A 25,305-nucleotide genomic window follows, 5' to 3' on the forward strand; every position below is an offset into this window, starting at 1 on the left:
ATGAATGACGGATTACGCTTCGCTAATCCATCGTACGAATCGATCCGCCGTACCGCGGTTACGAATCGATCCGCCTTACCGTGTTGGCCATGTGAGCCGATGCAGAAAAAACAGAACCCTGCCGTGTCAGGGTAGGGTTCTGGGTTCCGGTCAGGCGTTGTGTATAACCGCGCGGATTGCACCCCGCCATACAGGCTACAGGGCTCAGCGCAATCAGCTACCTGTGCAATTCTTGGGAAGGAACTTTTGCTTGATCTGTGTGCTCGCGCACGTCCAAGTAAATGCGCCAGTGAGACCAGCTAGTGTCGGCGGGGTCAGAGTGACGGCTTTCCCTGCTATATCTGCTCCTACAACGCCGGCAGCAGCCATGGTGATAGTAATGACGCCAGTGCTTTCAGTAACAGCGGCAGATCCGTACTGACCAGTAATTGTTGCGATTCCGAGATCGGTCAAATCAGCCGTAGCTGGGTAAGCGCCGTTTGACTGAGCGAATTCAGCAATAGCTGTTTTTGCTGCGGCGGTCATCGTAAACGCTTCAGACATTTGAGCGCGCTGGGTGTAATCCTGATACTGCGGAATCGCCACAGCAGCCAAAATACCGATAATCGCCACAACGATCATCAATTCGATCAGGGTAAAACCCTTTTGCATCTGAGCTTTCATGTGATTCTCCTTTAATGTGTTAAGGCTATGAGCCTAGCGGAGATAAAGCAGTTGGCGTGCCAGATTGCCCCTCGGCAAAAGTCGAGCGTCGCAGAGTGTGATGGACTTCAATGCTTGTGCGCCTTTCTGAGGGCTAGCTCTGCTGGCAGAGAGCAAAGCGCATCGATCCTGTGAGAGAGGAGCGTTGGCACGTACCGCGCATTGGTTAACCGCTGGGGCGTTATGTGACCAATAGCGGCACTCTGCGTCGCGCATGTTTGCAGTCGAAGGCTTTCGCGCTATAAGGCGGGCTTAGAACAAGGCGAGGCCCTTATGAGCGAGAACATTTCTCTATCCGGACTGGCACGGCAGATGGTTGGTGCTGGTGTGCTAGACGAGAGAACGGCGCAGCAGGCACAGGCTCAGGCGCTGCGCAGCAAAACACCCTTTGTCACTTATGTTGTTCAGAATAAGTTGGCCAAGGGGCGTGCCATTGCGGAGCTTGCTTTCGAACAATTTGGTGTGGCATTACTGGACCTTGGGGCGCTGGATAAGGAGGCGCTGCCCAAGGAGCTGGTTAGCGAGAAGTTGGCGAAGCTGCATCGCGTGCTCCCCCTTTCCAAGCGTGGAACCAAGCTGTTCATCGCTATCTCCGACCCTGCGAATCATCAGTCGATTGCTGATATCCAGTTCAGCACCGGGCTTTCGATCGAGCCGATCCTGGTAGAAGACGATAAGCTCGGTGAGGCAATCGACAAGCTATACGACAATGGTGCTACCGGACTGGAGGATTTGGGTGATGTCGATCTGGATGGCGTAGATGTCGAGTCGGTCACTGATGATGCTAAGGGCGATGAAACGGGCGAGGCTGCAGACGATGCGCCCGTGGTTCGTTTTGTCAACAAAATGCTGCTCGACGCCATTCGTGGGGGGGCTTCCGACCTACATTTCGAGCCTTATGAGAAGGCGTTTCGCGTGCGGCTTCGTACCGATGGCATTCTGCATGAGGTCGCGCGGCCGCCGATCCAGCTGGCTCCGAGAATTTCTGCGCGACTCAAGGTGATGGCGGGGCTGGACATTTCTGAACGCCGCAAGCCGCAGGATGGCCGTATCAAGATGAAGCTGTCCAAGAACAAGGCCATCGATTTTCGCGTCAATACCCTACCCACGTTGTGGGGCGAGAAGATCGTGATGCGAATCCTTGATCCTTCAAGTGCTCAAATGGGTATTGATGCGCTGGGTTATGAAGAGGATCAAAAAGAGCTTTATATGAATGCCCTGAAGCAACCGCAGGGCATGATTCTGGTAACCGGCCCAACCGGGTCCGGCAAAACAGTATCGCTTTATACCGGCCTGAATATCCTCAATACGGTCGATGTGAATATCTCGACCGCAGAAGATCCTGTAGAGATCAACCTTGAGGGTATCAACCAGGTCAACGTCAATCCTCGTCAGGGGATGGACTTCTCCCAAGCGCTGCGCGCATTTCTGCGTCAGGATCCGGACATCATCATGGTGGGTGAGATCCGCGATCTGGAGACCGCTGAGATTGCTATCAAGGCGGCGCAGACGGGACACATGGTCATGTCGACTCTTCATACCAACAGCGCTGCAGAAACCCTGACCCGTCTTCGCAATATGGGCGTGGCCGCATTCAATATTGCGACCTCGGTTAATCTGATCATTGCGCAGCGACTGGCACGCAAACTTTGCAACAGTTGCAAAAAAGAAGTGGAGTTGCCTCGCGAGGCCATGTTGGAAGAGGGTTTCCCTGCCGATAAGATCGGAACCTTCAAAATTTACGGCCCGATAGGCTGTGAAAATTGCAAAGGCGGATACAAAGGCCGTGTTGGTATTTATGAAGTGGTTAAAAACACGCCGGCACTGGCCAGGATTATCATGGAAGACGGCAACTCCATCGACATTTCCACCCAGATGCGTAAAGACGGCTTCAACGATCTGCGTGCTTCGGCTCTTGTTAAAGCCATGCAGGGCGTGACCAGCCTGGAAGAAGTGAATCGGGTGACCAAGGACTAACATGGCGCAGAAAGCGATAAAGACCAGTGTGTTCACCTGGGAAGGGACGAACAGGCAGGGCGCAAAGATCAAAGGCGAGCTGAGCGGCGTCAGCCCTGCGCTGGTAAAGGCGCAGCTGCGCAAGCAGGGTGTCAACCCGCAGAAGGTGCGCAAAAAGTCGGTTTCACTGTTCAGTGCTGGCAAGAAGATCAAGCCGATGGACATCGCCTTGTTTACGCGGCAGATGGCGACCATGATGAAAGCCGGCGTTCCGCTGCTCCAGTCGTTCGACATCATCGGCGAGGGCTTCGACAACCCGAACATGCGCAAGCTGGTGGATGACCTGAAGCAGGATGTCGCGGCGGGTAACAGTTTCGCCAGCGCGCTGCGCAGGCAGCCCAAATACTTTGACGACCTGTATTGCAACCTGGTCGATTCCGGTGAGCAATCTGGTTCGCTGGAAACCCTGCTGGATCGTGTCGCGACCTATAAGGAAAAAACCGAGGCACTGAAGGCCAAGATCAAAAAAGCGATGAATTACCCCATCGCAGTCGTTCTGGTTGCGATCATCGTGTCGGCGATTTTGCTGATCAAGGTGGTCCCGCAGTTTCAGGATGTTTTTTCCAACTTTGGTGCGGAGCTACCTGCATTCACCTTGTTTGTGATTGGCATATCTGAAGCTCTGCAGGCGTGGTGGCATTTGGTGCTGCTTGCCATGGTTGGCGCTGCGTACGCCTTCAAAACTGCTCACGGCAAGTCCGAACGCTTTCGTAACTCGTTTGACCGATTCCTGCTCAAGATGCCGATTGTGGGGGATATCCTCTATAAATCTGCCGTTGCGCGTTTCGCCCGTACCCTGGCTACTACTTTTGCCGCAGGCGTGCCGTTAGTGGACGCGTTGGACTCGGTGGCGGGCGCGACAGGCAACGTGGTTTTCCGTAATGCCACGATGAAGGTCAAGAGTGATGTCTCCAGCGGTATGCAGTTGAATTTCTCCATGCGCACGACCGGCACCTTTCCCAGTATGGCGATCCAGATGACCGCCATTGGCGAGGAGTCGGGTTCGCTGGATGAAATGCTGGCCAAGGTTGCTACTTTCTATGAAGACGAGGTCGACAATATGGTTGACGGCCTGACTAGTCTGATGGAGCCGCTAATCATGGCAGTGCTGGGCGTGCTGGTCGGTGGTTTGATCATCGCCATGTACCTCCCCATCTTCCAATTGGGTGCTGTTGTTTAAGCATGACTCTGATCGATTATCTGGCCAGCCACGTGCTGGCCTTTGTTTTGTGTGCTGCTTTGCTTGGTTTGTTGGTTGGCAGCTTTCTCAATGTCGTGATTTACCGCCTGCCGATCATGATGCAGCGCGATTGGCGTATGCAGGCGCGTGAGTATCTGGAGTACCCACCGGAGCCGGCCGGCGAGCGCTTCAACCTGCTGTTGCCGAACTCGCACTGTCCTCACTGTGATCATAGGATTCGCTCTTGGGAGAACATTCCTTTAGTCAGCTGGTTGGCCCTGCGCGGCAAATGCTCGGCTTGTCGGGCACCGATCAGCTGCCGTTATCCGTTGGTGGAGCTGGCTTGCGGGCTGTTGTCCGGGTATGTCGCCTGGCATTTCGGCTTCTCCTGGCAGGCCGGGGCGATGCTGTTGCTGACCTGGGGCTTGTTGGCGATGAGCATGATCGATGTCGATCACCAGTTGTTGCCTGACGTATTGGTGCTGCCGCTATTGTGGCTCGGTCTTATTCTCAATAACTTCGGTTTGTTCGTGCCGCTGGAAAGTGCGCTATGGGGGGCGGTAGCGGGGTACCTGAGTCTTTGGTCGGTTTACTGGCTGTTCAAGTTGGTCACCGGCAAGGAGGGCATGGGGTACGGTGACTTCAAGCTGCTAGCGATGCTCGGTGCGTGGGGCGGGTGGCAGGTTCTACCGCTGACCATCCTGCTGTCCTCGGTAGTTGGCGCTGTGCTCGGTAGCATCCTCTTGCGGATGCAGAAGGCAGAAAGCAATACGCCAATTCCTTTCGGCCCTTACCTTGCTATCGCAGGATGGATTGCATTGCTGTGGGGTGACTGGATTACCGAAAGCTACTTGCAGTTCGTACGCTTCTAATCGATCAATGACCGGCTGAGTCAGCTTCTTGCCGGCGGAACTATGATGAGCTTCATGGTGTTACCGTCCTGCGGCGCCTGTGCCGCAGGCTTGCACTTCGCTTGCTGAGTGGTTACTACTGCGCGTCCTGTTTCTTGGCTAGGGGTGTGGCTGACGGATGAAACCCTGGGTTCTTGGATTGACTGGTGGTATCGGTAGCGGCAAAACCGCTGTGGCGGATCGGTTCGCCAGCCTGGGTGCGCATGTAGTCGATGCCGACCAGGCGGCGCGCTGGGTGGTTGAGTCTGGTCGCCCAGCACTGCAGCAGATCGTTGAGCACTTTGGTGAAGATGTTCTGCTGCAGAGCGGTGAGCTGGACCGGGCTACGCTACGTCAGCGGATATTCGACGATCCGGCTGAGCGGCAGTGGCTGGAGAAGCTTCTGCATCCCTTGATTCGTGCCGAGGTCGCTCAGCAACTCGCGCTTGCCGATTCTTCTTATGCAATCATGGTGTCACCGCTGCTTATCGAGTCCGGGCAGTATCGTCAGGTTGGTCGCGTATTGGTCGTGGATGTACCGGAGTCGCTCCAGATCGCACGCACGACGGCTCGTGATCAGGCCAGCGAGGAGCAGGTGCGCGCCATTCTCAGCGCTCAGGTTCAGCGTGAAGAGCGCTTGAAGCATGCCGATGATGTGCTTGTGAACGATCGTGACCTGTCATGGCTTGGGGTGGAGGTCGAGCGTTTGCACCGTTTTTATCTGACATTGCGAGGAGGCCAGGAATGACCGCAACAGTTGAGTGCCCCACTTGTGGGGCGCCAGTAGAGTGGGGGCCGCAGAGCCCGAATCGGCCATTTTGCTCCGAACGCTGCAAGCTCATTGATCTCGGCGCTTGGGCTGCCGAAGCACATGCCATTCCAGGTAACGAGCTGGAGGATGATGTGTTTTCGGGCGATATGCCCCCGCGTGAGCACTAGGCTCTTTTCGGGCTTCGCGTTTCCTTTTTGTTACTTCTCTTCTTTCCAAGGCGCTTGCAAGTAACGGCTATGGTTGAAACTTTCCATCCAGTCAGGATAGAAGACGACCAGCGCCGTAATGGCTGTGCCATTGATAAATGCCTCGGGAAACATTACCAGCCAGATGTATCCGGCAAAGTCGTCTAGCCAGGGCGGCATTGGGTAGCGCCCGTCAAATAGCAGCACACCTAGCGACGCCAGGATGCATGTCAGTGCTGCGAGGGCCGCTGGGAAGAACCCTGCGAAAAAAATAAACACGAACAGGTTGCGCGGCTGGGCGCGCTCGACTTGGCGTGCGCAGACGATGGTGACCAGTACCGGAAGCAGAACAAGCAGAACGCCATTCATGCCTAAGGCCGCCAGATGTTGGTGGCCGGTCAATGTCAGGCCGAGTTGTGCGACCAGTGCTGCAATGATGGCGAGGGGCCAGTCAAGCAGCAGGGTTATGGCTGTCAGTCCAATAAAGTGGAAAGAGAGACCTGAGTCGAAGTCTCGACGTACCAGCCAGAGCAGGAATATGGATAGCATTGCGCCGAACAGGAGGTGCTGTCGGCGTGTATCACTGAACAATTCCACCCACGGTGCTCGCCATACCGCCCAGAGCAAGGCGGTCGAATAAATCAGCCAGCCGAGCAGAAGGCTGGAGGGAGAGAGCAGATGAGCGGCTATCATCTCGTGACTCCTTTGCGGTGGTCGTGCTGGGTCATTTTCTGCTGAATATTCCCGACTATTGGATCTCTCAGGGCGCAGGGTTCGGCTGTCCCGTGTGGATCGCTTCGATCTCCTTCAGCACTTCGCCCGACAGTTCTAACTCGATGCTGGAAATGTTTGATTCAAGCTGCTCGAGCGTCGTGGCACCAATGATGTTGCTGGTAACGAAGGGTTGTGCTGTGACGTAAGCGAGGGCCATCTGGGCCGGACTCAAGCCGTGTTCGCGAGCTAGAGCGACGTATCGGGAGCAGGCTGCCCTTGCCTGAGGATTGTTATAGCGTGCGAAGCGTTGAAAAAGCGTAAGGCGTGCATTGGCCGGTCGTGCCCCGTTCTCGTACTTTCCACTCAGCATGCCGAATGCAAGTGGCGAGTAAGCAAGCAGTCCGCATTGTTCGCGTATGGCGATCTCGGCCAGGCCGACTTCGAAGCTTCGGTTGAGTAAGTTGTATGGGTTCTGTATCGACACGGCGCGCGGCCAGCCACGGGAATCGGCCAGCTGCAGATACTTCATTGTGCCCCAGGGTGTTTCGTTTGAAAGGCCGATATGGCGAATCCTGCCGGCTTTAATTTCCTCGTCTAGTACCTCCAGGGTTTCTTCAAGCTCTGTGAAATCGCCCTCCTGATGCTGGTAGCCCAGTTGTCCGAAGAAGTTCGTGCTGCGTTCAGGCCAGTGCAGCTGATAGAGGTCGACCCAGTCCGTCTGGAGCCGGCGGAGGCTGTCGTCCAGCGCAGCGCGAATGTGTTTGCGGTTGAATTTAAGATGGCCATCGCGGATGTGGGTGATGCCGTTGCCGGGCCCGGCGATCTTGGTCGCTAAAATCCAATTGGCCCGATCGCCGCGAGCCTTGAGATAGCTGCCAATGCAGCGCTCGGTGGCTGCGTAGGTTTCCGGGCGCGGAGGGACCGGATACATTTCGGCCGTATCGATAAAATTGATCCCGGCCGCTTTCGCGCGGTCGAGCTGGGTGAATGCTTGGGCTTCGGTGTTTTGTTCGCCCCATGTCATCGTGCCTAAACAGAGTGCGCTGACGTTCAGGTCGGTGCGGCCTAGTTGGCGATATTGCATGGGGGTACCTCGTGCAGTAGGGCGAATCGGAGAGCGGGTAGGTTATCGAAGATGGGCGGCTCGTGAGCATGAGAGTGACTGCGTGCATTGAAGTGCCACGTGTGTTCGTTTGAAGCGTTGGACCGAGCTTCGAGGCTTAAGGGTGCGATAAATTTTCCCTGGGGCGTCCGCCTAGATAAGTGCGTGGAAGTAGTAAATGTCGGTTGCTATTTTTCTGGTAATCAGGATAATTCCGCAGCCTGTCGCCGGGGATGCCTAGCCCGTCGACGCAAGTCAAAGGTAGGGGATGCCAAGCCTGCCGAATCATTGCCGTAGCGGACGCGCTGACCCGAGCCCCCGATAGCGTCTGTTTCCGGCTGCCCTGGTCTTGCCAGGGCGAGCACCATTCAGTAAGATTCGCCGTCTTATTTTCAGGGCGGCCCCTGAGGCTATAACGAATGAAGACATTTACTGCTAAACCGGAAACCGTCAAGCGCGACTGGTTCGTCGTCGACGCTGCCGGCCAGACCCTGGGTCGTCTGGCAACCGAAATCGCTAGCCGCCTGCGTGGCAAGCACAAGCCGGAATACACCCCTCACGTAGATACCGGCGATTACATCGTTGTGATCAATGCTGAGCAAGTGCGTGTTACTGGTGCCAAGACCACTGACAAGATGTACTACTCTCACTCCGGTTTCCCGGGTGGCATCAAGTCCATCAACTTCGAGAAGTTGATTGCCAAGGCGCCCGAGCGTGTGATCGAGACCGCGGTCAAAGGCATGCTGCCGAAGAACCCGCTGGGTCGCGACATGTATCGTAAGCTGAAGGTTTACAAGGGTGCTAGCCATCCTCATACCGCTCAGCAGCCCCAAGAACTGAAGATTTAACGGAATAGTTCATTATGTCGGCGACTCAAAATTACGGCACTGGCCGTCGCAAGACTGCAACCGCGCGCGTTTTTCTGCGCCCGGGCACTGGCAAGATCTCCATCAACAACCGTGAGCTGGACAACTTCTTCGGCCGCGAAACTGCCCGCATGGTAGTTCGCCAGCCTCTGGAGCTGACTGAGACTGTCGAGAAGTTCGACATCTACGTCACTGTTCTGGGTGGTGGTGTAAGTGGTCAGGCTGGTGCAATTCGTCACGGTATTACTCGCGCCCTGATTTCGTACGACGAGACGCTGCGTAGCTCGCTGCGTAAGGCTGGCTTCGTTACTCGTGATGCTCGCGAAGTTGAACGTAAGAAGGTCGGTCTGCGCAAAGCGCGTAAGCGTCCGCAGTACTCCAAGCGCTAATTCGCGCTTTCAAAAGAAACGCCCAGTTTCGTTCGGAGCTGGGCGTTTTTTTTTCTGCTCGTTTTGTGTTGGTGCGACAGTGTGTCGCGCGTCGCTAGGCCAGGTTGTCTGGGGGGAGAGGCTTTGTGACTGGCTATTACCTTGTCAGAAGAAGGTCTTTTCTTTACCATTTGGCGAATTTTTCGCGGCTCAATTTTACGTAGTACATGCCTGTTTTAAAGCAGGCCATAAGAAGCTGATGGGAGACGACTGAATGAGCAATGACGGCGTGAATGCAGGCCGGCGTCGCTTCCTTGTGGCCGCCACTTCGGTGGTGGGCGCTGCAGGAGCGGTGGGTGCTGCGGTCCCGTTTGTGGGATCGTGGTTCCCGAGTGCCAAGGCCAAGGCTGCCGGTGCGCCGGTAAGGGTAAATATCAGCAAGATCGAGCCGGGGCAGCAGATGGTCGCCGAGTGGCGCGGTCAGCCGGTATTTATCGTGCGTCGGACCGACGAGGTCCTCGGAAATCTGGAGAAGGTTGCCGGCCAGGTAGCCGATCCTGAGTCCAAGGCTTCCGAGCAACCTGCTTATGTCGATCCGAAAAACCGGTCGATCAAGCCCGAGTTGCTCGTGGTGGTCGGTCTGTGTACTCACCTCGGCTGTGCGCCGTCCTTCCGTCCTGAGGTGGCTGCGGCCGATCTCGGTGCCGATTGGCTTGGTGGGTATTTCTGTCCTTGCCATGGTTCCAAATACGATATGGCCGGTCGCGTCTATAAGTCGCAGCCAGCTCCCTTGAACCTGCCGGTGCCCCCGCACTCGTACGAGACCGATAATGTAATCATCATCGGTGTGGACCAGGAGAACGCCTGATGAGCAAGTTCATGGAATGGGTCGACGCCCGCTTTCCCGCGACCAAGATGTGGGAAGACCATCTTTCGAAGTACTACGCCCCCAAGAACTTCAACGTCCTGTATTTCTTCGGTTCGCTGGCCCTTCTCGTACTGGTCAATCAGATACTTACCGGTATCTGGCTGACCATGAGCTTCGAGCCTTCGGCTGAGGGTGCCTTCGCCTCCGTCGAATACATCATGCGCGACGTTGAGTACGGCTGGATCATTCGCTACCTGCACTCCACGGGCGCGTCCGCGTTCTTCGTGGTGGTCTATCTGCATATGTTCCGTGGGATCCTCTACGGCTCCTATCAGAAGCCGCGCGAGCTGGTGTGGATCTTCGGCATGATGATCTATCTGGCGCTCATGGCTGAGGCCTTCATGGGCTATCTGCTGCCTTGGGGACAGATGTCCTACTGGGGTGCCCAGGTAATCATCTCGCTGTTTGGTGCCATTCCGGTCATCGGTGGTGACCTGACCCAGTGGATTCGCGGTGACTACCTCATCTCAGGCATCACGCTGAACCGCTTCTTCGCGCTGCACGTGATCGCGCTGCCAATCGTCATTCTTGGCCTGGTCGTTCTGCACATCCTGGCGCTGCACGAGGTTGGCTCGAACAACCCGATGGGTGTCGATATCAAGAAGACCAAGGATGAGAATGGCGTGCCGCTCGATGGCATCCCGTTCCACCCTTACTACACCGTTAAAGACATTGTCGGTGTCGTAGTATTCCTCTTCGTCTTCTGTGCGGTCGTGTTCTTCTTCCCTGAGATGGGCGGCTATTTCCTTGAGAAGCCGAACTTCGAAGTGGCGAACGCGTTCAAGACTCCGGCACACATTGCTCCTGTTTGGTACTTCACTCCGTTCTACGCGATTCTGCGTGCGGTGCCGGATAAGCTGCTTGGCGTCATTGCCATGGGGGCGGCGATCGCAGTGCTCTTCGTGTTGCCCTGGTTGGATCGAAGCCCGGTCAAATCCATGAAGTACAAGGGTTGGATGAGCAAAGTAACGCTGTTGGCGTTCTGTGTATCCTTCATCATTCTCGGCGTGCTTGGCGTACTTGCACCGACTCCCGAGCGCACTCTGCTCGCGCGGATATGTACTGCTATCTACTTCGGCTACTTCATCCTGATGCCGTTCTATACCAAGCTCGAGAAGACCAAAGTGGTTCCGCAAAGGGTGGCTGGCTGATGAAAAAGCAATTTGCTGCATTGATTCTTGCAATTCTGCCGGTCTTTGCCTCCGCTGCAGGGACCGAGGTGCACTTGGATAAGGTCGATATCGACCTGACTGACAAAGCGGCCATGCAGGACGGTCTGAAGACTTTCGCCAACTACTGCATGGGTTGTCATAGCGCGCAGTACCAGCGTTATGAGCGTGTTGCCACTGACCTCGGTATTCCCGAAGAGGTCATGATGGACAACGTCGTTTTTGCTGATGCCAAGTTTGGCGATCACATGAAGATCGGCATGAAGCCTGATGACGCCAAAGTCTGGTTCGGTGCTGCTCCGCCGGACCTGACCCTGGTTGCTCGCGTTCGCGGCAACGACTGGCTGTACACCTACATGCGCAGTTTCTACGAAGATCCGGCCCGCCCTTATGGCGTCAACAATACGGTCTTCCCGAACGTCGGTATGCCGCACGTCTTGGCTCCGCTTCAGGGGCGTCGCGTCGTGGGCTGCAAGCAGGTGCAGGTGGTCGAAGACGGTCGCAAGCAGTTTGATCCTCTGACCGGCACGCCGATCACTAAAGAGGCATGCGATCAGATGGTCATCGAGCCTGGTACCGGCACGCTCTCCGAGGCCGAGTATGACGAGAAGATCAAGAACCTGGTGACCTTCCTTGCCTATTCGGCAAACCCGGTCAAGCTGGAGAGCCAGCGCATCGGTACCTATGTGCTGCTGTTCCTGGCGGTGTTCTTCGTGTTCGCTTACCTGCTCAAGCGTGAGTACTGGAAAGACGTTCACTAAGCTGCACGTTCCAACTGCTGTACCCTGCGCGCGCCCTCTGGGCGCGCGTGTTTTTTCTGCTTCAAGATAAAAGAGTGAGGAAGGACCTATGGCTGCAACCAATCGGTTGGGCTGCTACTCCGATCCCGCCGACCACTATTCCCATCGCGTTCGTCTCGTGCTCGCAGAGAAGGGCGTTAGCGTCGACATCCTTGATGTCGAGGCAGGGCAGTGCCCGGTGAAGTTGGCGGAGGTTAACCCCTATGGCAGCTTGCCGACTTTGGTGGATCGGGATCTGGCGCTGTATGAGCCGGGAGTGATTCTGGAGTATCTGGAAGAGCGTTATCCGCATCCGCCGCTATTGCCGGTCTATCCCGTGGCGCGGGCCAATACGCGGCTACTGGTGCATCGTATTCAGCGTGACTGGTGTTCTCTGGTTGATCGCATTCTCGATCAACGTACCAGCGAGCCACAGCGTACGCAGGCCCGTAAGGAGCTTCGCGAAAGCCTGACGGGCGTTTCCCCGATATTCACCGAGAAGGCTTATTTCATGAGCGACGAGATCAGTCTGGTCGACTGCTGTCTGTTGCCTATCCTATGGCGTTTGCCCAAACTCGGTATCGAGCTGCCCCGAGCAGCCAAGCCACTGCTTGATTACATGGAGCGCAATTTCGCCCGCGAGGCCTTCCAGGCCAGTCTTTCCGCCGTCGAGCGCCGCATGCGCTGAGAGAGGATGTCGTCATGAACTCAAGTCGCCCGTATCTAGTGAGAGCGCTCTACGAGTGGATCGTTGACAACGAGTGCACGCCGCATCTGCTGGTCAACGTCGATTATCCGGGGGTGCAAGTGCCTGCCGGTTTCGCCAGCGACGGTCAGATCGTGCTCAACGTTGCGCCAAGCGCTGTGCGCCATTTGCACATGGACAATGAAGCGATCAGCTTTGAGGGGCGTTTTGGTGGTGTTGCTCACTCGCTTAATGTGCCGTCCGCGGCGGTTATGGCGATCTATGCCAGAGAGAATGGGCAGGGCATGGTTTTCGAAATCGAGCCTAGCCCGCCGGATGATGATGCGCCGAGTGATAACGGTGGGGCTGGTGATGAGGGGCCGCGACCAGGCGGGCGCCCGAGTCTGAAGGTGGTGAAGTAAGCGGGTGCTAGATGCCGGAGCTCAGAAACTCTGAGCTCCGCTGATGACTCAGTCGATGTATTCGAAGAGCTTCACGATTCGCTGTACGCCCGAGACTCCCTGGACGAGGTTGGTGGCGCGATTGCCTTCCTGGCGGGTGACCAGGCCCAACAAATAAACGATACCGTTTTCGGTGATGATCTTGATGCGTGAGCCGGGCACGTTGTTGTCTGCCAGCATTTGGGTCTTGATCTTGGTGGTCAGCCAGGAGTCGTTGCTGCGCGCCAGCGCAGATGAAGGCTGCAGGATCTGTAGCTCGTTATGTACCCGCTTGACCCGCTGCACGCTGCTCGCGGCCTTTTCCGCCATTTCCTTGAGCTCTGCGCGTGGGGTTTGGCCTGCGAGGAGGACGACGCCGTTGTAGCTTGCTACAACAATGTGCGAGGCCTTATCGAGGTCGGGGTGGGCCTTGGCGATGTTGACGGCGGCTTTGGTTTCGATCAGTGAGTCGTCGATCTTGCTGCCAATGGTGCGGGTGCCGCGGTTGTCGGCAATTGGATCGTCGCGAGTGGCAGTCAGTACCGAGCTGCAGCCGCTGACGGCCAGGCAAAGTCCGAGGGTGATCACAGGTAGGCGAAACACGTTCATTCCTCACTTCCGAACAATTGGTTGTCGATCAGATCGCACAAGCAGTGGATGACCAGCAGGTGGACTTCCTGAATTCGCGCTGTGACCTTGGCCGGTACGCGGACCTCTACGTCTTCCGGCAACAGCAGCGATGCCATTCCGCCGCCATCTCGACCGGTCAGCGCTACGACGAGCATTTCCCGATCATGCGCTGCCTGGATGGCTTGAATGACGTTGGCGGAGTTACCGCTGGTGGAAATGGCCAGCAATATGTCGCCTGGCTGGCCCAGTGCGCGAATCTGCTTGGAGAACACTTCGTTGTAGCTGTAATCGTTAGCGATCGAGGTGATGGTTGAGCTGTCGGTGGTTAGCGCGATTGCCGGAAGGCTGGGGCGCTCGCGTTCGAAACGATTGAGCAACTCTGACGAGAAGTGCTGGGCATCGCCGGCTGAGCCGCCGTTCCCGCAGGTGAGAATTTTGCCTTCACTCAGCAGGGCGTTGACCATTGCTTGACCGGCTTGCTCAATGCTGGGAGCCAGCACTTCCATGGCCTGCTGTTTGGTTTCGATGCTGGCCTGGAAAAGCTGGCGGATACGGGTTTGCATGTCCATCGGTGGTTGACCTTCAAGGTGATGGGCGCGTCCGGGTGTCGATCGGGCAATGCGCTTACGGTTCGCTGGGCTGGGTGACATAGCGCAGCAATCGCGCTATGGATCGTTCAGCTATCAAATGCGTTGCGGATCCAGTTCAGGTCCTGGGTATGGCCGGCTGCGGCGATGGCGACTACATCGAAGCGGCAAGGATGTTTAGCCCAGCGGCTTTCCTTCTGCAGGAAGAACTGGGCTGCCTTTATCAGCTTCTGCTGCTTGCGCGTGTCGACGCTCTCCAGCGCGCCGCCCCAGGCAGCGTGGCGCCTGTAGCGGACTTCGACGAATACTACTGTATCGCCATCTAGCATGACCAGATCGAGCTCGCCGCTGCGACAGGACCAGTTGCGTTCGAGCAGGCGCAATCCTTTGTCGCGTAGATGGTCCAGGGCGAGCATTTCAGCAGAGCGTCCACTGCTCTGGCTTTCGCTCATTGCTGGGCGTCTTCCAGTCGTTCCACCATGCCATCGCGGAACTGAGCCCACGGCAGCTCACGCTGGATGCGCTGCTCGGCGCTCAGACTCAGGGTGCCGGAAAGTCCTTCCAGCCGTGTGTCCGGCAGTGCGAGTAACTGGTTCAGGCGCGGGGCCAAAAGGTAAGCATCAGCCCCCATGGCGTAGAGACGCCCCAGGCTTCCACCGGCCTGCGGCCACTTCTGTTCGACCTCCCGGCGCAGTGGTAGCTGGTCATCCAGCAGCCAGGGGGTTTCGGCAAAGCGGATGCCTTCGAGGTCCAGATACTGCGTGCGGTTGTGGCTGGCGGTATGCAGGTGCGAAGTTGCATATACCGGCAGGTCACCTGCGTACTGGAATATCAGCGTGGGTCTGACTTGCTGAGCTTGCTGCGGAGTTGCGGCCAGGAAGATGAAGTCAACGTCCTGGCGGCGAGATGGCTGGTTGGCTGCGGATGCGCTAGTGGTACTGCCTGCGCGGCTTCCGCTATTTCGCAGCTGTAACAGGTCGGCGATCTGATTGGCTAGCTTCACTGGCTCGGCCAGCGGCTCGGCTGCGACCAGGGTGCCGCCGGCCTCTTGCCAGCTCTGGCGAAATGCATCGAGGATTCGGGCGCCCCATTCCCCGCGCGGCGCAAGGGCGATGGCGCGGCGGTGGCCGTCTGCCCAGGCGCGGCGTGCAACTTCGCGGGCCTCATCCTCGGCAGCCAGTCCAAATTGGAACAGCTGAGGTGGAGTGTTTTGTCCTGCGTCACTGTAGTTGAGGGCGAGGGTGGTAATTGGCAGCTGGTCGCGTTCGCCGAGTTGCCGAACCAGATCCTTCTCTAGCGGGCCGATTACCAGCTGCACGCCATCTGCCTGGGCCTGTCGATAGAAGTCATCGATGGAGCTCATGCGGGTGCTGTCGTACAGTTCGATGCGTAGCGCTTGGCCAGCCTGTTGCGCTTGCAGATGAGCGGCCAGGAAGCCATCACGCAAGGCGCGGGCGACGCTCGCCAGCTGGCCGTCCATCGGTAGCAGCAGGCCGACATGGGTCAGCGGTTGGTCGGCCAGTTCGCGTAGCTTCTGTAGCGATTCCGGCAGCTGCAGCGCAGCTGGATGCTGAGGATTCTGGGCGATCCAGTCGTCCATGGCACGCTGTTGCTGGGCGACGGTGCCCGCCCGCTTCAATGACAGGGCAAGCGCCTGCCAGCCGGCCAGATCGGTGTCCGTGGCGCCTTGTAGTTGTTTTTCGGGGAGGGCGGAAATCAGCTTCCAGATCGCTTCGTGGTTCGTCTTGGCTTGTTCGCCACTCAGCAGTGGAGCGGTGAAAACGCGTTCGCGCGCTGCGGCAAGAGGTTTGTTAGTGGCTTCCAGTGCGGCAGCGCGAGCGAGCTGGCTACGGATTTGCTGTGCCACCGGAAGTTCGCCGAGACGTTCGAATGCAGGGTGCTGAAATGACTGTTCAGCCTTCTCTGGCTCCCCGTTAGCCAGTGCGATCTCGCCTTGCAGGGTCAGTGCAAAGATTTGCTGCGCCGGCATCAATCCATCCAGGGGAACTTGCCGCAGAATGTTCTGCGCCTGCGCGGTGTTGCCCTGCTGCATGCTCTGATCTGCTGCCGCGAGGCGCAGCTGAGCAGCTTGTTCTGGGTCGCTCTGGCTGGCTTTTTCCAGGAGCTGTTGAGTGGTTGCTTGCGGGGTGCGAGGAAGCTCGCCCAAGGTGGAGGATGGGGAGCTGGCGCAAGCTGCAAGCATGGCAGCGAGGCAGAGTAGTAGGAGAGGACGTAGGCAGGCCATTGTTTGATCGTTCCTGAAAGCACTGGCGAGTGTTTGCGGATTGTACCCAAGCACTGAAGTGGCCGCGATGTTGCGACGGTGAATCGGGCTACAATGCGCATTTCCGTAACAGAGGTAAGCCCTGTGACTGCCAGCGCTGGTGCGAATTCCGGAGTGGGTACGCTTTATGTCGTTGCCACACCTATCGGCAATCTGGAAGACATCAGTGCTCGTGCCCTGCGCGTGCTTGGTGATGTAGCGCTTATTGCCGCGGAGGATACCCGGCATTCGTCTCGCCTAATGGCGCACTTTGGCATCCAGACTCCTTTGGCCGCGTGCCATGAGCACAATGAGCGTGACGAGGGCAGTCGATTCATCGGCCGATTGCAGGCGGGGGATGATGTTGCACTGATTTCTGATGCCGGCACACCGCTGATCTCCGACCCGGGCTACCACCTCGTGCGTCAGGCTCGCGCTGCGGGGATTGCGGTCGTGCCGGTTCCGGGCGCCTGCGCGTTGATTGCGGCACTATCCGCTGCCGGCTTGCCGTCGGATCGTTTCATTTTCGAGGGTTTTCTGCCCGCAAAGACTGCTGCTCGGTGCACGCGCCTTGAGGCGCTGAAGGAAGAGCCTCGCACCCTTATTTTTTATGAGGCGCCGCATCGAATACTCGAGTCTCTGTGTGACTTCGAGGCGATATTCGGTGGGGCGCGTGTCGCTGTGCTTGGCCGGGAGTTGACCAAAACCTTTGAAACGCTGAAAGGCTTGCCCTTGGCCGAGCTGAGAGCTTGGGTCGAGGCAGACAGCAACCAGCAGCGGGGCGAGTGCGTACTGCTTGTAGAGGGTTGGCAGGCTCCGCCGGGTGAAAGTGCGGTGAGTGCGGAGGCGTTGCGGGTGCTTGATTTGTTGCTAGCTGAAATGCCGCTTAAACGAGCAGCTGCCATCGCAGCTGATATCACGGGTGTGCGTAAGAATCTGTTGTATCAGGCAGCGCTGGAGCGCAAATAGCAGGACCCATTGCGCGTGCGCTAGGGAGGTGCGCTTGCAGCAAGCTCCTCGCAACGATACTCTGGCGCCTGGAGAGTCGATCGGACAGTCGCTGTCTCTTTTTGTTCCGGCAAGAAGGGAGGGAGGAAAGTCCGGGCTCCATAGGGCGAAGTGCCAGGTAACGCCTGGGGGGCGTGAGCCTACGGAAAGTGCCACAGAAAATAACCGCCTAAGCGTTTCGGCGCCGGTAAGGGTGAAAAGGTGCGGTAAGAGCGCACCGCACGGCTGGCAACAGTCCGTGGCTAGGTAAACCCCACTTGGAGCAAGACCAAATAGGGATCCATTGGCGTGGCCCGCGCTGGATCCGGGTAGGTTGCTAGAGGCAGTCAGTGATGGCTGTCGTAGAGGAATGGCTGTCCTCGACAGAACCCGGCTTACAGATCGACTCTCCTCCTCTTTTACCTTCGTGACGCCCGATTTTAATTCCGAAAGATTATTGCTCTTAACAAAGCACATTAACTTTGTTGAGTAACTGCTTGCGCCTGTTCGGAACCTCCCTTCCTTCCCTTCGCTGTTCTGCTCGATTCCAGCATTAGCGTCGCTAAATTGCCGCTCCGTAAGGCTTTTTCCCGTCCGGCTTGCCTTGACGGTGGGGCGGCTGCGTTTCTATAGTGCGCACAAGTGGTAGGAAGTGGCAGAAAGTGGGTAAATATGGGCATGGATAGCTAATTTAGGGGAAGCGCAGCCGTGTTTCGCGGAGCTAACGCCATCAGTCTCGACGCCAAAGGCCGGCTAGCTATGCCCAGCCGGTATCGCGACGAGCTGAATTCCCGTGGCGATGGCCAGTTGATCATCACAATCGACGCTGTGGACCGCTGTTTGTGCATCTATCCCCTGCCCGAGTGGGAGCTGATTGAGGCGAAGCTCCGCGAGCTGCCCTCTCTGCGCGAAGAAGCCCGTCGGTTGCAGCGTCTGCTGATCGGTAATGCCGTTGATCTTGAGATGGATGGCAGCGGTCGCGTGGTTGTGCCGCCGCGCCTTCGCGAGTACGCCCGGCTAGACAAACGGGCGATGTTGGTAGGGCAACTGAACAAGTTTCAACTGTGGAACGAGGACGACTGGAACGCGATATCCGACGCGGACCTGGCGGCCATCAAGCAACCCGGCGGTCTGCCGGAAGAACTACGTGACCTAATCCTGTGAGCCAGATCAGCAGCCTGCGACATATTACCGTGTTGCTCGACGAAGCCGTCGCGGCGCTGAACGTGCGCGCGGATGGCCGTTATCTGGACGGAACCTTCGGGCGAGGCGGTCATAGCCGACTGCTACTTCAGCAACTTGGCTCTGATGGCCAATTGCTAGGCTTCGACAAGGACCCGTTAGCCATCGCTACGGGGCAAGCACTAGCGGCCGAGGACGGCCGCTTTGTCGTTGTGCAGAGAAGTTTTGCCGAGCTGGGTGAGGAATTGGCGCAGCGCGGCTGGAATGGGACTGTCAGTGGAATTTTGCTGGACCTCGGTGTGTCGTCGCCGCAGCTGGACGACCCTGCTCGTGGTTTCAGCTTTCTTCACGACGGCCCTCTGGACATGCGAATGGATCCAAGCCGTGGCGTGAGCGCAGCTGAATGGATCGCCCATGCCGAAGAGGAAGAGATCGCTCGCGTATTCAAGGAATATGGCGAGGAGCGCTTTGCCAAACGCATGGCGCGCGCGGTGGTGCAGCGCCGTGTAGAGGCGCCATTCGAGCGCACGGCCGACCTGGCCAAAGTGCTAACCGAGGCCAATCCGGCCTGGGAAAAAGGCAAGAATCCGGCGACACGCGCCTTCCAAGGTTTGCGTATCTACATCAACAACGAGTTGGGCGATCTTGAGCGTGGGCTTGAGGCTGCCTTGGACGCGCTTGAAGTCGGTGGCCGGCTCGTTGTTATCAGCTTTCATTCGCTGGAAGATCGCATCGTCAAACAGTTCATGCGCCGACACGCCAAAGGCGAAGCGGACAAGCTGCCGCGCGATCTGCCAATCATCCCAAAGGCCTTCGAACCGCGATTGAAGCTGTTTGGCAAGCCCCAGTACGCATCTGATGCTGAGGTCAAGGCCAACCCGCGTTCGCGTAGCGCGGTCATGCGCGTTGCGGAGAAACTACGGTGAGCCGTGTGCTTCGTTCGATGCCTCGCGGCAGCCTGTTGATGCTGGTGTTGTTCGTCAGCGTTCTGCTGTCGGCTATCGCGGTTGCCTACTGCGCGCACTGGAATCGCCAGCTGCTCAATGATCTGTATGGCGAGCTCAGTGTGCGCGACAAAGCCCAGGCCGAGTGGGGGCGCTTGATTCTTGAGCAGAGCACTTGGACGGCTCACAGCCGCATCGAGACGCTAGCGACTGACCAGCTACGCATGCATATTCCTGCGGCGGCAGACGTCAGGCTGGTGAAGCCATGATGAACCTTCAGGGCGCGCTTTATCCGTGGCGCTTCCGCATCGTACTGACGCTGCTGGCTCTGCTGGTGGGCGCCATCGCTTGGCGTATTGTCGATTTGCAGGTGATGGATCAGGGGTTTCTCAAAGGCCAGGGTGACGCGCGCAGCGTTCGGCACATACCGATACCTGCCCACCGGGGCTTGATCACGGACCGCAACGGTGAGCCACTTGCAGTGAGCACGCCAGTCACCACGCTTTGGGGTAACCCGAAGGAGCTGCAGACATCCCGCGCACGGTGGGCGGAGTTGGCCAAGGCCCTGGGTCAGGACGCAGCGACTTTGAGCGAGCGGCTACAGTCGCAAGCTTCGCGCGAATTCATCTACCTGGTGCGCGGCCTGACGCCCGAGCAGGGTCAGGACGTGCTGGATCTGAAAATTCCCGGTGTATACGCCCAGGAAGAGTTCCGCCGGTTCTATCCAGCTGGCGAAGTGGCCGCACATGTGGTGGGTTTTACCGATATTGATGACCGTGGTCGTGAGGGCATGGAGCTCGCTTATGACGAGTGGCTTGCCGGCGTGCCGGGTAAGCGCCAGGTGCTCAAGGACCGCCGCGGCCGGCTGATCAAGGATGTGCAGGTGGTGAAGAATGCCAAGGCCGGCAAGGCCATGGCTTTGTCGATCGATCTCCGCCTGCAGTACCTCGCCCACAGCGAGCTACGCAAAGTGGTGCATGAATACGGTGCCAAGGCGGCGAGTCTGGTGATGGTTGACGTCAAAACCGGTGAAATCCTCGCCATGGCCAATCAGCCCACCTACAACCCGAACAACCGCCGCAACCTGCAGCCGGCGGCCATGCGCAATCGCGCGATGATCGACGTTTTCGAGCCTGGCTCGACCGTCAAGCCGTTCAGCATCGCGGCAGCGCTGGGTACCGGAAAATATAAGCCTGACTCGGTCGTCAATACCTTGCCTGGCTGGATGCGCATTGGTCGCTACACCATCCGCGACGTGTCCCGCGGCGGCATGTTGTCGCTGACTGGCATTCTGATGAAGTCAAGTAACGTCGGCATCAGCAAGATTGCTCTGGATATCGGTGCCGAGCCGGTTTACGCAGTGATGCAACAAGCTGGCTTCGGCCAGGATACCGGGCTGGGTTTCCCCGGCGAGCGGGTTGGCAATCTGCCTAATCATCGCAAATGGCGGGACGCTGAAACTGCATCCCTGGCCTATGGCTACGGCTTGTCGGTGACTGCCGTCCAGCTGGCTCATGCGTATGCGGTACTGGGCAATCAGGGGTCCAATGTACCGCTTTCCCTGCTGCGTCTGGACCGCGTGCAGGATGGCGTGCAGGTCATCGACAAGCAGATTTCCGGCACGGTTCTGCAGATGTTGCGCGCCGTCGTCGAAGAGGAAGGTGGTGGTGGTGCTCGTGCCAGAGTGCCGGGCTACCAGGTCGGCGGAAAGAGCGGGACCGCGAAGAAGATTTCCGGTACCGGTGGCTACACCAAGGACGCCTATCGCTCGTTCTTTGCTGGGGTGGCACCGCTTTCCAATCCGCGGATTGCTGCGGTAATCGTCGTGGATGAGCCGAGCAAGGGCCAGTACTACGGTGGCCTGGTCGCGGCACCGGTATTCGGCACGGTTATGGCGCGCGCGCTGCGGCTGATGAATGTTGCACCGGACAATCTGCCTCCGCCGGCCGATCTACAGACCGCAGAAGCGGTAAAAGGCAATGGAGGGCGAATCTGATGCCGATGCCACTGAATCACCTGCTGCCACAAGCGGGCAGCGATATCCTGATTCGCGAGCTGACGCTCGATAGCCGCAAGGTCCGCGGCGGAGATCTGTTTCTGGCAGTGCCAGGGTTGCAGTTCGATGGTCGCGACCATGTGCACGATGCCATTGCTCGCGGTGCAGCTGCGGTCGCATACGAAGCTGAAGGGCTCGACCAGGCGCTGACCGGCAATGCGGTAATGGTGCCGGTACAGCACCTGTCCAGCCAGTTGTCGGCTATTGCCGGGCGCTTCTACGGTGAACCCAGCCGCAGCCTGCGCTTGGTTGGCGTTACCGGAACCAATGGCAAGACCAGTGTCAGCCAGCTGATCGCTCAGGCGCTTGATCGGCTCGGCGAGCCGTGCGGCATCATCGGCACACTGGGTACGGGATTTCACGGCCAACTGGAGCTTGGCCGCCATACGACGCCGGATGCCATCGGGGTGCAGGCGACGCTGGCCAATCTCAAGCAGGAGGGCGCCCGCGCCGTAGCTATGGAAGTGTCGTCACATGGCCTTGATCAGGGCCGTGTCGCTGCGCTGGATTTCGATGTCGCCGTATTCACCAACCTGTCCCGTGACCATCTGGACTACCACGGCACGATGGAAGCCTATGGCGCTGCCAAGGCCCGCCTGTTCGACGTGCCCGGATTGAGCTGCCGGGTGATCAATCTTGATGATGGCTTTGGTCGCGTGTTGGCTGGCGAAGAGCGCGACTCGCGGCTAATTACCTACAGCCTGGAGGACCGCTCGGCTTATCTGTTTTGCGCCGAAGCCCTGCTCAACGATGACGGCATTCATGCGCGCCTGATCACGCCGCAGGGCGAGCGCTCGATGCGAAGCCCGCTGCTGGGGCGCTTCAATGTCAGCAATGTGCTGGCCGCTGTCGGCGCTTTGCTGGGCATGGACTACCCGCTGGATGAAATCCTGGCTGTGCTGCCTGATCTCCAGGGGCCTGCTGGCCGCATGCAGCGCCTGGGCGGCGGCGATCGTCCGCTGGTCGTGGTCGACTATGCACACACACCCGATGCATTGGAAAAAGTCCTCACCGCACTTCGCCCACACGCGTGCGGCAGGCTGCTCTGTCTGTTCGGTTGCGGCGGCGATCGCGACACCGGCAAGCGCCCGCTTATGGCTGAGGTCGCCGAGCGATTGGCCGACGGCGTCGTGGTGACTGACGACAATCCGCGCAACGAGGCGCCCGAGCAGATCATCGATAACATCCGGGCAGGGTTCGTCAACCCCGCGGCCGTCACCGTCATGCACGGCCGCGCCCAAGCGATTGCCAGCCTTATCGCAACCGCACATGCCGAGGACATTGTGGTCCTCGCGGGTAAAGGTCACGAGGACTATCAGGAAATTCGCGGTGAGCGCTTGCCGTTCTCCGATATAGAAGAAGCCTGCGCGGGTCTGTCCACTTGGGAGAAGCCCCATGCTTGACACGATGCGCCTGAGCGAGCTGCAGCAGCCTCTCTCCGGCCGCCTGGTAGGTGCGGATGCCAGCTTCGACGCGGTAAGTACCGACAGTCGAGCCGTCCAGCCCGGGCAGCTGTTCATCGCCCTGACCGGGCCTCGCTTCGACGGCCACGCCTATCTGGCCGATGTGGCTGCGAAAGGCGCGGTGGCGGCGCTGGTTGAGCGCGAGGTGGAGGGAGCTCCGCTGCCACAGTTGGTAGTCGCCGACACCCGTTTGGCACTAGGGCGCCTTGGTGCGCGCAATCGTGACGCCTTCAACGGGCCGGTCGCCGCGATTACCGGCTCCAGCGGCAAGACCAGCGTAAAGGAGATGCTGGCCAGCATCCTGCGCTGCGCCCGCGGCCAAAACGCAGTATTGGCGACTCGCGGTAACCTTAACAACGATCTGGGCGCGCCTTTGACGCTTCTGGAATTGAGCGCTGAGCACCGCGCGGCGGTTATCGAGCTAGGCGCCTCACGTCCTGGCGATATTGCCTACACCGTCAATCTAGTACGCCCTGATGTCAGCCTGATTACCAACGCCGGAACCGCCCATGTCGGCGAGTTCGGCGGCCCGCACAAGATCGTCGAAGCCAAAGGCGAGATCCTCGACGGTTTGAATGAAAGCGGCATTGCGGTGCTGAATCGCGATGACAAGGCCTATCCGGTCTGGGCCGAGCGTGTCGTGGGCAAGCGCATCGTCTCTTTCGGCCTGGCCAACCCGCTCGCCGATTTCTCCGCCGGTTCGGTCGCCTACGATCAGCGCGGTTGTCCGAGCTTCGTACTGACCGGCCCGCTGGGCAACCTCCGTATCCAGCTCAATCTGCTCGGCCGGCACAATGTTGCCAATGCCCTGGCGGCAGCCGCAGCGGCTTATGCGCTGGGTGTCGACGCGGACGCCGTTGTTGCCGGGCTGCAGCAACTGCAACCGGTCAAGGGCCGCGCCGTGGCGCAGATGCTCGCCAACGGTGTGCGCCTTATCGACGACAGCTACAACGCCAATCCTGCATCGATCTGCGCCGCAATCGACGTGTTGGCCAGCTTTGCTGGCCGCACCATTCTCGTACTGGGTGACATGGGCGAGCTGGGCGAGTGGGCCGAGCAGGGCCATCGTGAAGTCGGCGCCTATGCCGCTGGCAAGGTCGGCACACTATACGCCGTCGGCCCGTTGATGGCCTATGCGGTCGACGCGTTCGGCCCGGGCTCCCGACATTTTGCCGACCAGAGCAGCCTTATCGAGAGCCTGCGTGCCGAGCAGGGCAGCGGTACCACCATTCTGATCAAGGGCTCGCGTAGCGCGGCGATGGACAAAGTCGTCGATGCGCTCGCTGGGCCATCCATGGAGAAACACTGATGCTGCTGCTGCTCGCCGAGTATCTGCAACAGTTCCACAAGGGCTTTGCAGTCTTCCAGTACCTGTCGCTGCGTGGAATTCTCGGCGTACTCACTGCGCTTGTGCTGTCCTTGTGGATGGGCCCCTGGCTGATCCGCACGCTGCAGATGCGCCAGATCGGCCAGTCGGTACGCACCGATGGTCCGCAGTCGCACCTGTCGAAATCCGGCACCCCAACCATGGGTGGAGCACTGATTCTCAGTGCTATCAGTATCAGCACCCTGTTATGGGCCGACTTATCCAACCGGTATGTCTGGGTCGTGCTGGCCGTGACGTTGCTGTTCGGTGCGATCGGCTGGGTCGATGACTATCGCAAGGTGATCGAGAAGAACTCCCGCGGCCTGCCGAGCCGGTGGAAGTACTTCTGGCAGTCGGTGTTCGGGCTCGGGGCTGCAATCTTCCTTTATATGACCGCGCAGACGCCGGTTGAAACCACGTTGATCCTGCCGCTGCTGAAGAATATCGAGATCCCGCTGGGGATTGGCTTCGTGGTGCTGACCTATTTCGTCATCGTCGGCTCGAGCAATGCGGTAAACCTCACCGATGGTCTCGACGGACTGGCGATCATGCCAACGGTAATGGTTGGTGGTGGCCTGGGTATCTTCTGCTACCTGTCCGGCAACGTGAACTTTGCCGAGTACCTCCTTATTCCTTACGTCCCGGGCGCGGGCGAGCTCATCGTATTTTGTGGCGCGCTGATCGGCGCCGGCCTCGGTTTTCTCTGGTTCAACACCTATCCGGCTCAGGTCTTTATGGGCGACGTCGGCGCGTTGGCGCTGGGCGCGGCGCTTGGAACCATCGCGGTCATCGTTCGCCAGGAAGTGGTGTTGTTCATCATGGGCGGGGTGTTCGTGATGGAAACCCTGTCGGTGATGATTCAGGTCGCCAGTTTCAAACTGACCGGCAAGCGCGTGTTCCGTATGGCCCCGATTCACCACCATTTCGAACTCAAGGGCTGGCCCGAACCCCGGGTAATCGTGCGCTTCTGGATCATTACCGTGATCCTGGTGCTCGTCGGCCTCGCCACCCTGAAACTGAGGTAATTGAGA

At 58.5% G+C, this 25,305-nt stretch carries 27 protein-coding genes and 1 other RNA gene; 21 read left to right on the forward strand and 7 right to left on the reverse strand.

Features of this window, described 5'->3' with window-relative positions; translation table 11 throughout:
• Nucleotides 1-213: 213 nt before the first annotated feature.
• Complete coding sequence (locus tag CXK91_RS05015; protein ID WP_103455212.1) at nt 214-663, reverse strand: pilin; 450 nt, start codon at nt 661-663, stop codon at nt 214-216.
• A 312-nt stretch (nt 664-975) separates the two neighbouring features.
• Between CXK91_RS05015 and pilB the strand changes: the two genes are divergently transcribed.
• From pilB to yacG, 5 genes are all read left to right on the forward strand, one after another.
• Entirely contained in the window at nt 976-2,679 is a 1,704-nt protein-coding gene (gene pilB / locus CXK91_RS05020) for a type IV-A pilus assembly ATPase PilB (RefSeq protein WP_103455213.1), read from the forward strand.
• Nucleotide 2,680: 1 nt separating this feature from the next.
• Nucleotides 2,681-3,898: a type II secretion system F family protein gene (locus tag CXK91_RS05025; RefSeq protein WP_103455214.1), complete on the forward strand. Its 1,218-nt coding sequence runs from the start codon at nt 2,681-2,683 to the stop codon at nt 3,896-3,898.
• Between the two features lie 2 nt (nt 3,899-3,900).
• The gene (locus CXK91_RS05030) at nt 3,901-4,770 is read left to right on the forward strand and encodes a prepilin peptidase (protein ID WP_103455215.1); all 870 of its coding nucleotides are present in this window, start codon (nt 3,901-3,903) and stop codon (nt 4,768-4,770) included.
• 157 nt (nt 4,771-4,927) lie between these two features.
• Nucleotides 4,928-5,536, forward strand: a complete 609-nt coding sequence (gene coaE / locus CXK91_RS05035) for a dephospho-CoA kinase (protein WP_103455216.1) — start codon at nt 4,928-4,930, stop codon at nt 5,534-5,536.
• Nucleotides 5,533-5,727: a DNA gyrase inhibitor YacG gene (gene yacG, locus CXK91_RS05040; RefSeq protein WP_003281194.1), complete on the forward strand. Its 195-nt coding sequence runs from the start codon at nt 5,533-5,535 to the stop codon at nt 5,725-5,727. Before coaE ends, yacG begins: the two co-directional genes overlap by 4 nt.
• Before the next feature lie 30 nt (nt 5,728-5,757).
• Here the strand turns inward: yacG and CXK91_RS05045 are convergent, their stop codons facing one another.
• Nucleotides 5,758-6,438, reverse strand: a complete 681-nt coding sequence (locus CXK91_RS05045) for an energy-coupling factor ABC transporter permease (protein ID WP_003281192.1) — start codon at nt 6,436-6,438, stop codon at nt 5,758-5,760.
• A gap of 67 nt (nt 6,439-6,505) precedes the next feature.
• Nucleotides 6,506-7,543 (reverse strand): NADP(H)-dependent aldo-keto reductase, encoded by a 1,038-nt coding sequence (locus tag CXK91_RS05050; protein WP_058063883.1) that lies wholly within the window; start codon nt 7,541-7,543, stop codon nt 6,506-6,508.
• 437 nt (nt 7,544-7,980) lie between these two features.
• Here CXK91_RS05050 and rplM point away from each other — a divergent pair, with 437 nt between their 5' ends.
• The 7 genes from rplM (at nt 7,981) to CXK91_RS05085 (ending at nt 12,778) form a co-directional block, all read left to right on the forward strand.
• On the forward strand, nt 7,981-8,409 hold the full coding sequence (gene rplM, locus CXK91_RS05055; RefSeq protein WP_003281188.1) for a 50S ribosomal protein L13: 429 nt from the start codon (nt 7,981-7,983) through the stop codon (nt 8,407-8,409).
• A gap of 14 nt (nt 8,410-8,423) precedes the next feature.
• Entirely contained in the window at nt 8,424-8,816 is a 393-nt protein-coding gene (gene rpsI, locus CXK91_RS05060; RefSeq protein ID WP_003281187.1) for a 30S ribosomal protein S9, read from the forward strand.
• A 253-nt stretch (nt 8,817-9,069) separates the two neighbouring features.
• The gene (gene petA, locus CXK91_RS05065) at nt 9,070-9,663 is read left to right on the forward strand and encodes a ubiquinol-cytochrome c reductase iron-sulfur subunit (protein ID WP_014821354.1); all 594 of its coding nucleotides are present in this window, start codon (nt 9,070-9,072) and stop codon (nt 9,661-9,663) included.
• Nucleotides 9,663-10,874, forward strand: coding sequence for a cytochrome b (locus CXK91_RS05070; RefSeq protein ID WP_003302794.1), 1,212 nt, complete (start codon nt 9,663-9,665; stop codon nt 10,872-10,874). Before petA ends, CXK91_RS05070 begins: the two co-directional genes overlap by 1 nt.
• Entirely contained in the window at nt 10,874-11,653 is a 780-nt protein-coding gene (locus CXK91_RS05075; protein ID WP_003302793.1) for a cytochrome c1, read from the forward strand. The genes CXK91_RS05070 and CXK91_RS05075 overlap by 1 nt, the downstream gene beginning before the upstream one ends.
• An 88-nt stretch (nt 11,654-11,741) precedes the next feature.
• On the forward strand, nt 11,742-12,359 hold the full coding sequence (locus CXK91_RS05080; RefSeq protein ID WP_103455217.1) for a glutathione S-transferase N-terminal domain-containing protein: 618 nt from the start codon (nt 11,742-11,744) through the stop codon (nt 12,357-12,359).
• Nucleotides 12,360-12,373: 14 nt separating this feature from the next.
• Nucleotides 12,374-12,778 (forward strand): ClpXP protease specificity-enhancing factor, encoded by a 405-nt coding sequence (locus CXK91_RS05085; RefSeq protein WP_003281178.1) that lies wholly within the window; start codon nt 12,374-12,376, stop codon nt 12,776-12,778.
• 48 nt (nt 12,779-12,826) lie between these two features.
• On the opposite strand, the gene CXK91_RS05090 is transcribed toward CXK91_RS05085, so the two are convergent.
• The 4 genes from CXK91_RS05090 to CXK91_RS05105 all read right to left on the reverse strand — a co-directional run bounded on the left by CXK91_RS05090 (nt 12,827) and on the right by CXK91_RS05105 (nt 16,258).
• The gene (locus CXK91_RS05090) at nt 12,827-13,405 is read right to left on the reverse strand and encodes a BON domain-containing protein (protein WP_003281177.1); all 579 of its coding nucleotides are present in this window, start codon (nt 13,403-13,405) and stop codon (nt 12,827-12,829) included.
• On the reverse strand, nt 13,402-13,995 hold the full coding sequence (locus CXK91_RS05095; RefSeq protein WP_103455218.1) for a phosphoheptose isomerase: 594 nt from the start codon (nt 13,993-13,995) through the stop codon (nt 13,402-13,404). The genes CXK91_RS05090 and CXK91_RS05095 overlap by 4 nt, the downstream gene beginning before the upstream one ends.
• A gap of 107 nt (nt 13,996-14,102) precedes the next feature.
• Entirely contained in the window at nt 14,103-14,465 is a 363-nt protein-coding gene (locus CXK91_RS05100) for a YraN family protein (RefSeq protein ID WP_103455219.1), read from the reverse strand.
• Nucleotides 14,462-16,258 (reverse strand): penicillin-binding protein activator, encoded by a 1,797-nt coding sequence (locus tag CXK91_RS05105; RefSeq protein ID WP_103455220.1) that lies wholly within the window; start codon nt 16,256-16,258, stop codon nt 14,462-14,464. The genes CXK91_RS05100 and CXK91_RS05105 overlap by 4 nt, the downstream gene beginning before the upstream one ends.
• 123 nt (nt 16,259-16,381) lie before the next feature.
• On the opposite strand from CXK91_RS05105, the gene rsmI reads away from it, so the two are divergent.
• The 9 genes from rsmI (at nt 16,382) to mraY (ending at nt 25,299) form a co-directional block, all read left to right on the forward strand.
• Nucleotides 16,382-17,245 carry a 16S rRNA (cytidine(1402)-2'-O)-methyltransferase gene (gene rsmI / locus CXK91_RS05110; RefSeq protein ID WP_058063887.1) on the forward strand — a complete coding sequence of 288 codons (864 nt, stop codon included), beginning with the start codon at nt 16,382-16,384 and terminating at the stop codon, nt 17,243-17,245.
• 72 nt (nt 17,246-17,317) lie between these two features.
• Nucleotides 17,318-17,677, forward strand: an RNA gene (gene rnpB, locus CXK91_RS05115) — RNase P RNA component class A.
• A 294-nt stretch (nt 17,678-17,971) separates the two neighbouring features.
• Nucleotides 17,972-18,427, forward strand: a complete 456-nt coding sequence (mraZ, locus tag CXK91_RS05120) for a division/cell wall cluster transcriptional repressor MraZ (RefSeq protein ID WP_003281171.1) — start codon at nt 17,972-17,974, stop codon at nt 18,425-18,427.
• A complete protein-coding gene (gene rsmH, locus CXK91_RS05125; RefSeq protein ID WP_003281169.1) occupies nt 18,424-19,371 on the forward strand; it encodes a 16S rRNA (cytosine(1402)-N(4))-methyltransferase RsmH in 948 nt (315 codons plus the stop codon). The genes mraZ and rsmH overlap by 4 nt, the downstream gene beginning before the upstream one ends.
• A 17-nt stretch (nt 19,372-19,388) precedes the next feature.
• Complete coding sequence (ftsL, locus tag CXK91_RS05130) at nt 19,389-19,658, forward strand: cell division protein FtsL (protein ID WP_219856823.1); 270 nt, start codon at nt 19,389-19,391, stop codon at nt 19,656-19,658.
• Nucleotides 19,658-21,385, forward strand: coding sequence for a peptidoglycan D,D-transpeptidase FtsI family protein (locus CXK91_RS05135; RefSeq protein ID WP_103455221.1), 1,728 nt, complete (start codon nt 19,658-19,660; stop codon nt 21,383-21,385). Before ftsL ends, CXK91_RS05135 begins: the two co-directional genes overlap by 1 nt.
• The gene (locus CXK91_RS05140) at nt 21,385-22,848 is read left to right on the forward strand and encodes a UDP-N-acetylmuramoyl-L-alanyl-D-glutamate--2,6-diaminopimelate ligase (protein ID WP_103455222.1); all 1,464 of its coding nucleotides are present in this window, start codon (nt 21,385-21,387) and stop codon (nt 22,846-22,848) included. The genes CXK91_RS05135 and CXK91_RS05140 overlap by 1 nt, the downstream gene beginning before the upstream one ends.
• Nucleotides 22,841-24,217: a UDP-N-acetylmuramoyl-tripeptide--D-alanyl-D-alanine ligase gene (locus CXK91_RS05145; RefSeq protein WP_103455223.1), complete on the forward strand. Its 1,377-nt coding sequence runs from the start codon at nt 22,841-22,843 to the stop codon at nt 24,215-24,217. The genes CXK91_RS05140 and CXK91_RS05145 overlap by 8 nt, the downstream gene beginning before the upstream one ends.
• Nucleotides 24,217-25,299, forward strand: coding sequence for a phospho-N-acetylmuramoyl-pentapeptide-transferase (mraY, locus tag CXK91_RS05150; RefSeq protein WP_103455224.1), 1,083 nt, complete (start codon nt 24,217-24,219; stop codon nt 25,297-25,299). Before CXK91_RS05145 ends, mraY begins: the two co-directional genes overlap by 1 nt.
• Nucleotides 25,300-25,305: the final 6 nt, after the last annotated feature.

The organism is Stutzerimonas stutzeri (assembly GCF_002909485.1).
Lineage (GTDB): Bacteria > Pseudomonadota > Gammaproteobacteria > Pseudomonadales > Pseudomonadaceae > Stutzerimonas > Stutzerimonas stutzeri_AH.